We start from the raw sequence: 14219 nt of genomic DNA, 5'->3' as shown, positions 1-14219 counted from the left end.
GAGTTGATAGAATGTATCGCAAGGTAGAAGATTTTTTAGTAGATTGGAAAAATGAAGCTGATGGAACAAGTAGGGTTCTTGCAGCGATGACAGATGATAAGCTCGAACAAGCTATTGTACAGGGGCATAACACATTAGGATGGCTAGGCTGGCATTTAGCAACATCTCCTGCTTTATTTGCAGGGTTAGTAGGACTTGATGTGAAAGCCAATTCTCAACAGGAAATACCAGATAAAGTACAAACAATTTTAGATGCCTATAAGAAAATAGTAAACGATATACAGGAAGCCGTCGAACAACAGTTAACAAATGAGTTACTAAATGAAGAAGTAGAAAGCTTTGGTTTGATGGTTCCACGTGGTGCCTTACTCAAGAAATTAGTGGATCATCAAACACATCATCGCGGACAAATGACCGTTCTCCTTCGTCAAGCTGGACTAACTGTTCCAGGTGTTTTGGGGCCTACTAAAGAAGAAAGTAATTAAGAGAATCCCATGTAGCAAACATCCATCGTATGGTTTGAGACATTGCTTAGCTTCTGGTGGTTCAAGTTACATATGCCAATTTGTATAGGAAGCCAAGCACTTAAACGTTCTGTATAAGTGCTTGTTTCTTATACATGAGTCTTCCATTAGTAGGAGCTTACGGACGATTTTGCAAAAAAAAAATACAGTGTGGAAATTGCCACACTGTAAGTATTACTCTTCCTCATCATTTGCAAGAAAATCTGGATCGATCGAGTCTAGTTCATCATCTGAGATGGCTAAATCCCATTCTTCATCATCGTAAACTTTTCCTTCTGGATCAACTTTTACGCAAACTTTCGTTTCTCCAACCACTTCCACAAGAAACTCACGTTCTACATCAACTTTGATCTTATTTCCTTTTGTTTCAATCGTACATTCTAAACAATTAGGCTGCTGAATGACCTTTGCAATTACTTCACATTCATCCCCTAGATGATGTTTGTCACGAATGGATAAAGGTATTTTATCGCAATATTCAACTCGTTCAGAAACTACCTCAGTCTTCGTATTATCATTGAAAGCATACCATACATTAGCATCATAGCTTCCTTTAATTTCAACTGTTTCGTCGTTGATAAGTTTTGCATGATAGTGATGATTTATAATCCAACAGCCAAGTATACTTGAAGGTCGATGAGTTGGTGTAATATAATTCGTATCTTGTTTGAACTTTCTACCTTTGCCAATTACCGCTTTCGTAATAATTTCTCGGTATTGTTGGTCAAGAAAAGACATGTAATGTTAACCTCCCTCTTAATTCATTTCCATCATATGCGAGATATTCACCTATAGTGCCTAAATCTTTTTAAGGAGTGTAGGCCATAGATTCTACTCCATCCTATGCAAATGCCTAGAAATGTGTACATAAAAGAGAGGATTTTTTCATTGAAAGCAATATCTAGAAGCTAATAAAAGCATCACTATAGAAATTCTATAATGATGCTCCATTTTTACTAACAATGTTCATTTTTACTGGAACCAGTAGTACCTGCAAGTACGTCCCCACCAGTTGAACGAATGACTTCATTGGTAATTTCACGAGCAATGGTGTTGGTTACTAATTGTAAAATATCATTAATAACAACCTGTGTATCCTTAAATTCTTGTACGATAGGAATTTCGTCAATTTCTGCTTGTAATCGGTCGATTTCTTTTTCTACCTTTTTCAAGGCTTCTTCCTTACCATATGCTTGAAAGTTAACTGCTTGCTTTTGCAATGCTTTGATTTTTTTAATCGTACTTTGAATTTTAGTACTTTCATTAAGTTTTGCTTCTAACTGCTTGAATCGCTCAATTTCTTCCATACTGGCCATCTTCCTAGCCAAATCATGCGCTTCTTCTAATACCTCTTTTTTTGTATATTTTGCCATATTAATTCACCTCAACTGCTGACTCAACTAATTCTCCATCTAATGTCCACGTTTTGGTATTCGTGATTTTCACTTCGACGATTTCCCCAATAATAGATTTTGGTCCTTTGAAATTAACTAATTTATTACGTTCTGTATATCCTGAAAGAACGTCTGGATCCTTTTTACTTTCGCCTTCCACAAGAACCTTGACCGTTTTACCTTCATAATGTTTCATAGCCTCTGCAGATTGTTTATTTACTAATGCATTCAGACGTTGCAATCTTTCTTTTTTCACTTCCATTGGAATATTATCTTCCCATTTAGCTGCTGGTGTACCTTCTCTCGGTGAATAGATAAAGGTATAAGCACTCTCAAAGCCTACCTCTTCGACTAATGACATCGTTTGCTCAAATTGTTCATCTGTTTCGTTAGGGAATCCTACAATAATATCTGTTGTTAATGTAGCATTCGGCATAGCTTCTCGAATCTTGCGGACAAGCTCTAAGTAATCCTCTCTTGTATAGCGTCGTGCCATAACTCGTAAAACCTCTGAACTACCTGATTGTACTGGAAGATGAATATGATCTAATAAGTTTCCACCTTTTGCGAGTACTTCAATTAAATGATCATCAAAGTCTCTAGGATGGGATGTCGTGAAACGAACTCTAGGAATATCAATCTTTCGGATTTCATCCATTAAGTCCCCTAAACCATAGTCTATGTCCAAATCCTTGCCATAAGCATTGACGTTTTGTCCAAGTAAAGTAATTTCTTTATAACCTTGGGCAGCTAAATGGCGAACTTCCTGAATAATATCCTCTGGACGACGACTTCTTTCCTTACCTCTTGTATATGGAACGATGCAATATGTACAGAACTTATCACACCCATACATAATATTCACCCATGCTTTAATCTTACCATTACGAACCTTAGGTAAATTTTCAATAATATCTCCTTCTTTTGACCACACTTCTACCACCATTTCTTTACCGAACATTGCCTCATTGATTAGTTTCGGTAATCGATGAATATTGTGTGTACCGAAGATAAGATCGACAAATGGATGCTTTTTCAAAATACGGTTTACTACTGATTCCTCTTGAGACATACAGCCACAAACACCAATAATTAAATCAGGATTTTCTGTTTTTAATGGCTTTAAGTGCCCAATTTCTCCAAACACTTTATTTTCCGCATTCTCACGAATTGCGCAAGTATTTAATAAAATGATATCTGCATCATCCGTACTATCTGTTGATTGATATCCCATATTCGTCAAAATACCTGCCATTACCTCTGTATCATGTTCATTCATTTGACAGCCATAAGTACGAATTAAAAATTTCTTCCCTTTTCCAACAGCTCGCATCTCTAAAGGAATATCAAAATCATAATGAATATCTACGTCTTTTTTTCGTCGACTTCTGGCTTTCTTTAAGTTTGGTGGCTCATAGGTAGTTTGAAAATATTTTGATATTAATTCATCACTGGAAAGCTTTTTTAAGCGGTCTAAATTGCGATTCGGTTCGGATTTTACGTCCGTTGAATCACTTTGCTTAATTTGTTGACTTTCTAATCGTTGTTTCTCGTTCATTCTTTTAAAACTCCTTTCACAAGATCAAGAAAAACTACTTCATCTATTATATGGGATATAGAGACGAATTACAAAATCTAATTACCTAGAATGGTAAATTTTCAACGAAATTGTTGGACGTAATTCGATTTAGCGTATAATCTGATAATAAAGTTTTTAAATAGGAAATAAAGGCTGGATATTGATCAATGTTCTTTAATTGATCTGCTAAGTCATCACTACCATCAAAATCTGATCCAAAAATGATATTCTTTTCTGCGCCTTTATGTAGTAAATAATCAATATGCTGGTAGATATCATCATACGTGACGTATTGCTTAGTAGTAAGGAACTCGCGAACAAAGTTAATACCAATTAGACCCCCTTTTTCTATCAATACCTGGATTTGCTTGTCATCTAAATTACGCGGATGTGGATGAACAGCTTGCACGTTTGCATGGGAGACCATTGGAAAATCAGCTAACTGAACGGCCTCAAAAAAACCACTATAAGATATATGGGCTAAATCTGTCCATATGTTGTATTGATTCAATAACTGGATTACTTCCTTCCCAAACACTGTTAATCCAGCACCTCTTTGCTCCATCACTCCATCTGTCACAAGGTTTGGATTATTCCAGGAGAGTCCGACCATTTTTACACCTAGATGTAGTAGTATCCTTAACTTATAAAGATCACTGCCAATTAAATCCAACCCTTCCAATGTAAGTATAGCCCCACGTTCCGTATTTTTTAGCGAGAGAATATCTTGCTTATTCGTAATAAATTTTATCTCGGGATATGGTTGAATGATTTTGTCGAAAAAGAGGTCAATCATCTGTAGTCCTGTCGTGAATTTCGCTTCCATTGGTACTTCAGGTGGTACAAAAATGGCAAAGCATTGAACTTGGACATTACTGTTCAGCCATTTCTCTCTATTTACAGATAAACGGGAGTCATTTGCAAATTCATAGGCTTTTGACCACATTTTCCAAAGTGCGTCACAATGACAATCAATCATTTCCCCTTCTCCTCCTATCTAAAAAACCTGTTTGTCCGGAAACAAACAGGTTAATCCATTATATCGATCTTATCTTGGTTCTACAATAAGTTTAATGGCCGTACGTTCTTCATTATCAATCATGATATCAGTAAAAGCCGGAATACAAATGAGATCTACTCCACTTGGGGCTACAAAACCACGAGCAATAGCAACTGCTTTCACTGCTTGATTTAATGCACCAGCACCAATTGCTTGAATTTCTGCGGAACCACGTTCACGTAAGACATTTGCAAGTGCGCCTGCTACAGAATTCGGATTTGATTTTGCTGAAACTTTTAATATGTCCATTCCCTAGTACCTCCTTCAATTCCTATTGTTATCCCACTTTTACTATATTCAGCTACATGAAAGATATTCCTTTTTATTATGAAGGATAAGATAAGAAAATTCAAATCTTTTGTCAGGTTTTCTCAGTACTGTCAAGGCTTGTTTAAGAGAAGAATGGATGATCATCATTGATTTGTACTCTATCAATCTGCTTGGATTTTCCAGTCACTGGATCTATATCAATAACCACTGCACTTAATTGTGTCGGACCGGATTTGGGAACTTCAAATCGAACAGGTAAACCAGTTAAAAATTTTTTTATAACGGCCTCTCTATCCATTCCCAATATCCCATCATACGGTCCAGTCATACCGACATCACTAATATAGGCTGTTCCATTAGGCAACACACGATTATCTGCTGTTTGTACATGTGTATGTGTCCCCACAACAGCACTTACTTTACCATCCAAATACCAGGCAAATGCTTGTTTTTCACTTGTCGCTTCTGCATGAAAATCTACAAATACGATATTGGTTCTTTTTTTCGCAAGTTTAAGCAGTTCATCTATTTTACGAAAAGGATCATCTGCTGGCTGCATAAAAGTGCGGCCAAGTATATTAATTACTGCAATTTCTTTCCCATTAGATTTTACAAAAACTACTTCCTTTCCTGGCGTACCAGGCGGTAGATTAGCAGGGCGGACCATGTAAGTTGCTTCATCAATAAACTGGAAAATGTCTTTCTTATCCCATGTATGATTTCCCATCGTAATCGCTTGAACGCCAGATTCCAACAAGTTTTTATAAATTTTTTCGGTTATTCCTTTACCTGCTGCTGCATTCTCACCATTTACAATCGTTACATGTGGTTGATATTTTGACTTTAATTTCGATAAATAGCTTTGCACCATTTCTCTGCCTGGAGATCCAACAATATCTCCGATAAATAATAATCTCATGTTTTGACTACCTTTCTCTGTTTATACCAACAGTTTTACATACTACGAGAAAAAAGTCCAATTCTTCTAATTTTAGAGGCAGAAATATAAAGAACCTAACTATTTAATTAAAAAAGCTAATATATGAGAAAATATTTGAGTTGGTTTTTCCTCTAATACTAAATGTCCAGAATCAGGAATAATATGGAGTATAGAATTTGGAATAGATTCATTAAGCTGGTGGGCTTTTTCAACTGGTATCCACTCATCTTTTTCTCCCCATAATATGAGTGTAGGGACATTCATATCTTTATATTGGGCTTCTATTTCTTTCGTATATTTCATATCTGATTGAGCAATCTGGCGATAGAATGCCTTTTTCCCCTTTTCATTACACCAATAGCTAACTATACTTTTGATAATGTTTTCATCTAATGGATTATATAAAGCACTCTTAACATAAGTTGTCACTAAATTCTCATGTATATAGTCTGGTAACCCTTGAAAGGCTTCTTCGTAGTTAGCTATATGTCGAAAGAATGGTGAACCCCATTCTCCTATAGCCACAGGATCTATTAAAACAATCTTTTCAAAATCTATTTGATTTACAATATGTGTTCTTAGTGCTGTACCCCCACCAAAATCATGACCAATTATGATAGGTTTAGAAACATCCAAATGTCTTAATAATTCATTTAATACTTCATTTTGTATCCCTAATGATACGTCAGTCTCTATTTTCTCTGATTGCCCGTAACCAATTAGATCATAAAAATATACCTTATACCAATCACTCAAAGCATCAATTAAATGTCTATAGTTATAAGCTGACCAAGGTGTACCGTGTACTAGAACCAAAGCTTTACCTTCCCCTTTGACGTCGTATTTTATTTTTCCATAGCTAGATTGAAAAGACTTGGTTAAACGAAAGTTACTCATTTCATCACTCCATAAAATTTAATTAAAAAATTCACCTTGGTTGATCACATGTATTTGCTAGTAAAAGGAGAAAAAATTTTATCTAATAAAATATCCGAACTCCATTTAGAATTTGATATTCTTAATGGATGTTCGGATATTTTGGTTAGCTTCATTCATTTGGCTCATGGCTCAAATAATTATTTCGCGTATTCTACGGATCTTGTCTCACGGATGACGGTTACCTTGATATGACCAGGATAATCTAATTCATCCTCGATTCGTTTACGAATATCTCTTGCAATCTTCGTTGCCTCTAAATCATCAATTTCATCTGGTTTAACAATAATGCGAATTTCTCTACCGGCTTGAATAGCAAATGATTTCTCCACTCCATCATATGATTCAGAGATTTCTTCTAATTTTTCTAAACGTTTAATATAATTCTCGAGAGTCTCACTTCTCGCTCCTGGTCGAGCAGCAGAAAGTGCGTCAGCGGCTGCAACAATAACAGAAATAGTAGATGTTGCTTCTTCATCACCATGATGGGAAGCAATGGCATTGATTACCACTTCATTTTCTTTATATTTACTTGCTAATTCCTTTCCAATTTCCACATGACTACCTTCCACCTCATGGTCGATTGCTTTACCGATGTCAAGCAATAGTCCAGCACGCTTTGCTAAGGTTTGATCTTCACCCAGTTCCGCTGCTAACAATCCAGACAAGTAAGCTACTTCAGTAGAATGTTTTAATACATTTTGCCCATAGCTTGTACGATATTTTAGTCGACCAAGGATTTTCACAAGGTCTGGATGAAGTCCATGAACACCGACTTCAAAGGTTGTTTGTTCTCCGTAATCACGGATATATTCATCCACTTCACGGCGGGATTTATCTACCATTTCTTCAATTCTCGCAGGGTGTATACGTCCATCCTGAACCAATTTCTCTAATGCAATTCTAGCAATTTCACGACGTATAGGATCAAAACCTGATAAAATAACCGCTTCTGGAGTATCATCAATAATAAGATCTATCCCTGTTAGTGTTTCAAGTGTTCGAATATTTCGACCTTCACGACCTATAATTCGACCTTTCATCTCATCATTTGGAAGATTCACAACGGAAACAGTTGTCTCAGCAACATGATCTGCAGCACAGCGTTGAAGTGCGAGCGATAAAATATTTTTCGCTTTTTTATCCGCTTCTTCTTTTGCCTTATTTTCAGCTTCTTTAATAATTAAAGCTGATTCATGTGTTACTTCCTCTTCAACTCGCTGTAAAATAATTTGTTTCGCTTGATCAGTGGTATAGCCTGAAATTCGTTCCAATTCTGTTTGTTGCTCGCGTAACATTTCTCCAACTTTGCTTTCCATTTCTTCAATTTGTTGTTGTTTTTCTGTTAGCGAACCTTCTTTCTTCTCTAACAATAACTCACGCTTATCTAATGTTTGATCTTTTCGATTAAGATTCTCTTCCTTTTGCATGAGACGACTTTCAAGCTTCTGTATTTCCACGCGTCGTTCACGAAGCTCTTGTTCTGCTTGCTGGCGAAATTTGTGATTCTCATCTTTTGCCTCTAATAAAGCCTCTTTTTTCGCTACTTCAGCATTTTTATTGCCTTCTTCGACAATTTGTTTAGCTAATTGCTCTGCACTCGAAATCTTCTTCTCAGCAATTGTCTTTCGAATCAGATAACCAACAACAATACCGACAAATGTAAGCAAAATGGAGATGATAATGCTTAAGGGTTCCATACTTTCACCTCCTCTTGCTATAAACTTGTACAACTTTTTTAAGTCGGCATGTACAATGAATACTCATTTAAATTTAAATTGTATAACAATTATAATTATACATTCTAATTTTAATCCTCTATATTATAGTTGTCAAGGATTGTAAAATTTTAGTGAGTAAAAATGGAACGCTTTCATCATTTGAATAATAGTCTTTTCTCCGATCCACCTTCTTCTAAAAGTAGTAGAATTGGAAAAAGAGTTGAAGACAAGTCATTTTATTAATTTCCCTAATAAAATGAAGCTTTTCCTCAACTCTATCACTTTTTATGAACGTAAGCTAACATGAAAACTCTCAATGATGGTAGGCTCGTATTATTCTTTTTCTAGCAGTTCTTGTTGTTCTTCTGACATATCACTCACTGGTACTTCTTCATCTAAATTATAATGTGTTCTAATTGCTAACTGAATTTCGTTGGCAATATCAGGATTTTCCTTTAGGAATTGCTTTGCGTTTTCCCTACCCTGTCCAAGTCGTTCTTCATTATAGGAGTACCATGCACCACTTTTCAATACAATATCTAAATCAGAGCCTATATCGAGAATTTCACCCTCTTTTGATATTCCTTCACCGTACATAATATCAACTTCAGCTTGTTTAAATGGAGGGGCTACTTTATTTTTCACTACTTTAATTCTAGTTTTATTCCCTACCATATCATTTCCTACTTTAAGCGTTTCTGCTCTTCGAACCTCTAGTCGAACAGAAGAGTAGAATTTAAGTGCTCTACCACCTGGGGTTGTTTCAGGGTTACCAAACATAACTCCTACTTTTTCACGGATTTGGTTAATAAAAATAGCCGTTGTTTTAGATTTATTAATAGCTCCAGACAATTTTCTTAGAGCCTGGGACATTAAACGAGCTTGAAGACCAACGTGAGAATCTCCCATTTCACCTTCAATTTCTGCTTTTGGAACTAATGCCGCAACAGAGTCAATGACGAGCATATCGATTGCACCACTGCGCACTAATGCCTCCGCAATCTCCAATGCTTGTTCTCCGGTATCTGGCTGAGATAGTAATAACTCATCTACATTAACTCCTAATTTTTTCGCATAGACAGGATCTAAAGCATGCTCAGCATCGATAAATGCTGCCTGTCCACCATTTCTTTGTGCCTCTGCAATAGCATGAAGGGAAACAGTCGTTTTACCTGACGATTCAGGACCGTAAATTTCTACTACTCTACCTCTAGGATAACCACCTACGCCTAAAGCCACATCTAATGCAATCGAACCACTAGAAACAGTTGCTACTCTTTGTTCAGCTCGTTCCCCTAATTTCATAATCGAACCTTTACCAAATTGTTTCTCTATTTGTTTCAAAGCCATATCTAAAGCTTGTTTTCTATCGCTCAACGTAATTCCTCCTTTAATCTACTAGTACTATCTTACACTGTTTTACTTTCGATTACAAGCAAAAAGACGAATAAATGTTCCCTTTTTTTCTACCCCTTATTTTGCTAATAAATCTTGTTTCTTCTTCAATAAAAGAGCATTTTTTCTAACGACAAGGTTGGAAAAAATGCTTTTTATATGAAAAAAATTTATGATAAGAGACTTTATTCCTTTAATAATTGAAATAATAATTCCAATCCTTTTTTTACTACTCGACGCTGAATGGTCTCTCGATCACCATTAAAATGGAATAAGTATGTATGACACTGATCGTTTGGATCACAAATGCTTATATAAACAGTACCTACTTCTTTTCCTTCAATTGAATCTGGTCCAGCAACACCGGTAAAGCTTATTCCTATATCTGATAAATAATGTTTTTTTACTTGTTGAGCCATGGCTTCTGCACATGCTTCACTAACCGTACCATGGTCCTCGATCAGATCCTGTGAAATGCCAAGTACCTTTTCCTTTATAACTGGTTGATAAACGGTTGCACTACCTTGAAAAACAGAAGAAGAGCCTTCCCGCTTTACTATTGCCGCAGAAAAAGCACCACCAGTCAAGCTTTCCGCACTTGCCAAGGTTAGTCCTTTCCCTTTTAGCAAACCGAATATTTTCTGATCCAACGTCACTTCATCATGACCATATAGAAAATCTCCAACAATACTAGCTATCTTTTGCTCTAATTCGTCTATCAATTTTTCCGCTAACTCTTTTGACTCGGCTTTTGCCGATAATCTTAATCCAACTTCTCCTTCTGTTGCTAATGGTGCAATCGTTGGATTGGTTTGATTCGAAATTAATAATTGCAACTCGTGCTCTAGCTGTGATTCACCGATTCCGATAAATCGAAGCATACGAGAATATATAATGGATTTAGTCGGATAAAGCTGTTCTATGTATGGGAGAATATGTTCGCTCATAATAGCTTTCATTTCTCGTGGAACACCTGGCATAAAGATCCAATAAGTATCCTGATATTCTTGAACGATCCCAGGTGCGATACCTACAGAATTATTAAAAACGGTTGAACCTTCGAACACACGTGCTTGCTTTCGGTTATTTGGAGACATAGACTTTTGACTATTTGAGAAAAACTGATGAATTTGATCCATCGTTTTTTTATCCTCGACAATTTTTAAGCCAGTCATTTTTTGAAAAGCTTCTCTCGTCAGATCATCCTCAGTTGGTCCTAGACCTCCTGTAATGAATACAATGTCCGATCGATTAGCAGCCGTTTGAAACACTGCTGCTAATCGATCAAGGTTGTCTCCAACTACACTATGGTAAAAAACAGATATACCTCTACTCGCCAGTTTTTCAGACATCCATGCAGCATTGGAGTTCACAATCTGACCAAGTAATAGCTCTGTACCAACAGAAATGATTTCAGCTTTTGGTTCCTTAATCACTTAGATTCCTCCATCACATGCCAATTTTTCACGAAGTATTCGATCCCTGAAATAACGGTAATGACAAGTGCTGCATATAACAAAATATCTCCAACTGAAAAGGCTAGTGCATTAAATGGAATATTATTTAACAATAAAACAATAATCGCTACCATTTGTAGTACTGTTTTAAGCTTTCCTAGTTTACCAGCAGCAAGTACTATTCCTTCACCAGCAGCGACTAATCGCAATCCTGTAACGGCAAATTCACGACTGATGATAATAATCACTACCCATGCAGGTGCGGAGCCTAAATCAATCAGTAAAATAAAAGCAGCTGATACTAATAATTTGTCTGCCAAAGGATCTAAAAATTTCCCTAAATTTGTTACTAATTGATACTTTCTCGCGTAATATCCATCAAGCCAATCAGTAGCCGCAGCCACTGCAAAGATAACTAATGCGACAAATTGTACAACGGAAAGCTCTGTATCATTTATCGTCCAACTTCCCCATTCAAAGGGGTAGGATAATAATAGAATAAAGATTGGGATAAGCATGATTCGTGAAATGGTTATTTTATTTGGGACATTCATCTATCGTTCCTCACTTTCCTTCTTTTCATGTGTAAAAATACCCTCCTTAAGCTGCAAAGAGGGTATAAATCATACCTGTTTGTATTAATTTTCATTATTTGATGAAACTGATTCCTTTTGAATATCAATCCACATTTTTTGAACTTGTGTAGTATTACCTAATTCTTCGGATAACTCCACAGGCTCTCCATTAATTTCGATTTGGATAGAGTTAGGTTCACCAAACCTTAAATACACTTGTGAGAAATCAGTAATATCAATACTTTCTGGGCTATTTTCGGTGGTTAATGTGGAATAATAAAAGCTTTCTCCATCCTGGTTTTCCACTTCTAACCAGTTTTGTCCTTCTGTTGAGATTACTAATTCCAGCTCTTCTTCTGTTGTAACTAGCGTGTAATTGGATTCATTATTTGCAAAACTATCTAAAGTAATGTCCGTTGAAGGCTCTTGATCTGTAGACTGCTCTTCCTCGTCTACTTCTTCCTCATTCTTTTCCGTATCTTCCACCTTCTCTTCCCCTTCTGTAGGATTCTTTGGTGGTAATTGAACTTGATTGCCTGCTCCATTATCAGATTCCGTTTGTTCCATATTCGCCCCTTTATCATCTCCATCAAAATATCCTTGGCTAAATAACCATACAACAAAAGCAATACCGATCAATAGAACTACAACAATTACGGTTGGCAAAAAAGAGAAAATAACTGGTGCTTTAGTTGACGAACTGTTCTTTTTACTACTATTCACCCGTGATAAAACGACCTTCTCCTCTTGATCAAATGGTAAATCATGATGATATTCTTCCATTAATTGTTCTGCATCTAAGCCTAAAGTCGTAGCATACTCCTTGATAAATGCCCGCACATAAAAAGAACCAGGCATCACATTAAATCGTTCCTGCTCGATTGCACTTAAGTAACGTGTTTGAATTTTCGTTTGCTTTTGAATGTCATTTAATGACAAATTTTTCATTTCCCGCTCTTGTTTTAGTCGTTCTCCAATTCCCATTTTAACACCATCCATCAATCATTTATCTAGTTAAAATCACATCGATTTTATGTATATATAGCAAATTTGCACGAATAATTTTCTATCTAATGAGTTTCCTATTCAAGAAAAAAATAACTTAATCATATCATATCTTAATTTTTGTCAGTTGAAAAGAGAAATCATATAGAATATTTCAAAAGATACATTTTGTGGATGATTGTTCTTTTTTGTTTAAATGTATCGAACAATGAACTTAGGTTTTTCTAAAACCAAATAATGAAAAAGCCTTATAAAACATTCTCGTTTTATAAGGCTTAAAGTCTTGATTTTTTTTTAATGTGACCCTTCGTTTTGAACGAGTTTTACCATGATATTAGCAATTGCGTGTTGTTCTTTTTCATCAGCAGCATTCCATAAATCACGCAAAATTCGTTCTTGGTCGTTTTTGGCTTGAACTTCTGTTGATAAGTAATTACCTATATCATACGCAATATCGTTGATGGCTTGATTACTTATACCTTTGCTTTGAGCATCATGTAATCGATCACCTAAGAAATCTTTCCATGAATCAAAATTATCCATCACAGACATGTCCATTCCTCCTTTTTTAGCATACACCTATATATTTCGATATTTTGAAAAAAATATGCATACAAAAAAGATTTTTCCGATACATGTCTACCAGCCACCATTTATGCGAATAATTTCACCAGTGATATAGCTTGCCTTATTACTAAGGATAAATTCGACTACCTTTGCAACCTCTTCTGGTTGACCAGGTCTCTGTAATGGGATCTCTTCAAATATTGCCTGTTGATCGCTCAGCTTAATCTCCTGATTCATTTTCGTGTCAATAAAACCAGGACTTACACCATTTACACGAATCCCACTTGGGCCAACTTCTTTCGCAAGTGCTTGGATAAAGGAGTTTTGACTACCTTTCACGGTAGAATAGACCACTTCACAGCTCGCTCCAACTTCTCCCCATATTGAAGTAATTAGCACAATTTGGCCATACTTCTTATGAAGCATAAATGGCAGTAAATGTTTTGAAATAGCTAAAGGAGCCTTAACATGTAAATGGATCATCTCATCCAACTCATCATCATGAACTTCTTGTAATAAACCGATATGTGCCCTACCGCTAGCTATCACAAGATGATCAATGTCATCAGGTAATCGAGATAAGAAATATGCCAAGCCGTCACTTTGAGATAAATCGGCTTGAATAACATCGAGCAGCTGAGAATCCTCTAACTTTTCGATTAGCTCATCCATCTTTTGTTGATTACGGTTATAATGTAGAACGAATTGAAAACCATCACTTGCTAACTGAAGAGTAATTGCACTGCCGATATCTCCGCTAGCACCGATTACCACACATTTTTTTTCAATCATCATC

General features: G+C 36.1%; 15 protein-coding genes. 1 reads left to right on the top strand and 14 read right to left on the bottom strand.

What is annotated here, in order from left to right; translation table 11 throughout:
* Window positions 1–11 precede the first annotated feature (11 nt).
* The gene (locus ACZ5R4_RS01865; RefSeq protein WP_109984388.1) at window positions 12–485 is read left to right on the top strand and encodes a DinB family protein; all 474 of its coding nucleotides are present in this window, start codon (window positions 12–14) and stop codon (window positions 483–485) included.
* A 213-nt stretch (window positions 486–698) separates the two neighbouring features.
* On the opposite strand, the gene ACZ5R4_RS01860 is transcribed toward ACZ5R4_RS01865, so the two are convergent.
* The 14 genes from ACZ5R4_RS01860 to ymfI all read right to left on the bottom strand — a co-directional run bounded on the left by ACZ5R4_RS01860 (window position 699) and on the right by ymfI (window position 14215).
* Window positions 699–1262: an outer spore coat protein CotE gene (locus ACZ5R4_RS01860; RefSeq protein ID WP_054788851.1), complete on the bottom strand. Its 564-nt coding sequence runs from the start codon at window positions 1260–1262 to the stop codon at window positions 699–701.
* A 218-nt stretch (window positions 1263–1480) separates the two neighbouring features.
* Window positions 1481–1897, bottom strand: a complete 417-nt coding sequence (locus ACZ5R4_RS01855) for a YlbF/YmcA family competence regulator (RefSeq protein ID WP_054859462.1) — start codon at window positions 1895–1897, stop codon at window positions 1481–1483.
* Window position 1898: 1 nt separating this feature from the next.
* Window positions 1899–3476: a tRNA (N6-isopentenyl adenosine(37)-C2)-methylthiotransferase MiaB gene (gene miaB, locus ACZ5R4_RS01850; protein WP_109984389.1), complete on the bottom strand. Its 1578-nt coding sequence runs from the start codon at window positions 3474–3476 to the stop codon at window positions 1899–1901.
* 85 nt (window positions 3477–3561) lie between these two features.
* Entirely contained in the window at window positions 3562–4476 is a 915-nt protein-coding gene (locus ACZ5R4_RS01845; RefSeq protein ID WP_464368005.1) for a dipeptidase, read from the bottom strand.
* Window positions 4477–4545: 69 nt separating this feature from the next.
* Window positions 4546–4806: a stage V sporulation protein S gene (locus tag ACZ5R4_RS01840; protein WP_003468886.1), complete on the bottom strand. Its 261-nt coding sequence runs from the start codon at window positions 4804–4806 to the stop codon at window positions 4546–4548.
* A 142-nt stretch (window positions 4807–4948) separates the two neighbouring features.
* Window positions 4949–5746 carry a TIGR00282 family metallophosphoesterase gene (locus tag ACZ5R4_RS01835; protein WP_109984391.1) on the bottom strand — a complete coding sequence of 266 codons (798 nt, stop codon included), beginning with the start codon at window positions 5744–5746 and terminating at the stop codon, window positions 4949–4951.
* A gap of 99 nt (window positions 5747–5845) precedes the next feature.
* Window positions 5846–6664 (bottom strand): alpha/beta fold hydrolase, encoded by an 819-nt coding sequence (locus tag ACZ5R4_RS01830; protein WP_464368004.1) that lies wholly within the window; start codon window positions 6662–6664, stop codon window positions 5846–5848.
* Window positions 6665–6843: 179 nt separating this feature from the next.
* Window positions 6844–8403, bottom strand: a complete 1560-nt coding sequence (gene rny, locus ACZ5R4_RS01825) for a ribonuclease Y (RefSeq protein ID WP_054859464.1) — start codon at window positions 8401–8403, stop codon at window positions 6844–6846.
* 354 nt (window positions 8404–8757) lie between these two features.
* Complete coding sequence (recA, locus tag ACZ5R4_RS01820; RefSeq protein ID WP_109984394.1) at window positions 8758–9801, bottom strand: recombinase RecA; 1044 nt, start codon at window positions 9799–9801, stop codon at window positions 8758–8760.
* Window positions 9802–10004: 203 nt separating this feature from the next.
* Window positions 10005–11255, bottom strand: coding sequence for a competence/damage-inducible protein A (locus tag ACZ5R4_RS01815; protein ID WP_464368003.1), 1251 nt, complete (start codon window positions 11253–11255; stop codon window positions 10005–10007).
* Window positions 11252–11830, bottom strand: a complete 579-nt coding sequence (gene pgsA, locus ACZ5R4_RS01810; RefSeq protein WP_054788856.1) for a CDP-diacylglycerol--glycerol-3-phosphate 3-phosphatidyltransferase — start codon at window positions 11828–11830, stop codon at window positions 11252–11254. Before pgsA ends, ACZ5R4_RS01815 begins: the two co-directional genes overlap by 4 nt.
* Window positions 11831–11914: 84 nt before the next feature.
* Window positions 11915–12850: a RodZ domain-containing protein gene (locus ACZ5R4_RS01805; RefSeq protein WP_464368002.1), complete on the bottom strand. Its 936-nt coding sequence runs from the start codon at window positions 12848–12850 to the stop codon at window positions 11915–11917.
* A gap of 300 nt (window positions 12851–13150) precedes the next feature.
* The gene (locus ACZ5R4_RS01800; protein ID WP_054859467.1) at window positions 13151–13408 is read right to left on the bottom strand and encodes a DUF3243 domain-containing protein; all 258 of its coding nucleotides are present in this window, start codon (window positions 13406–13408) and stop codon (window positions 13151–13153) included.
* Window positions 13409–13495: 87 nt separating this feature from the next.
* Window positions 13496–14215: an elongation factor P 5-aminopentanone reductase gene (gene ymfI, locus ACZ5R4_RS01795; protein WP_464368001.1), complete on the bottom strand. Its 720-nt coding sequence runs from the start codon at window positions 14213–14215 to the stop codon at window positions 13496–13498.
* Window positions 14216–14219 lie beyond the last annotated feature (4 nt).

It is taken from the genome of Gracilibacillus sp. JCM 18860 (genome assembly GCF_055395245.1).
Note: the sequence above shows the minus strand (reverse complement) of the source record. Positions and strands in the feature narration are given on the sequence as shown.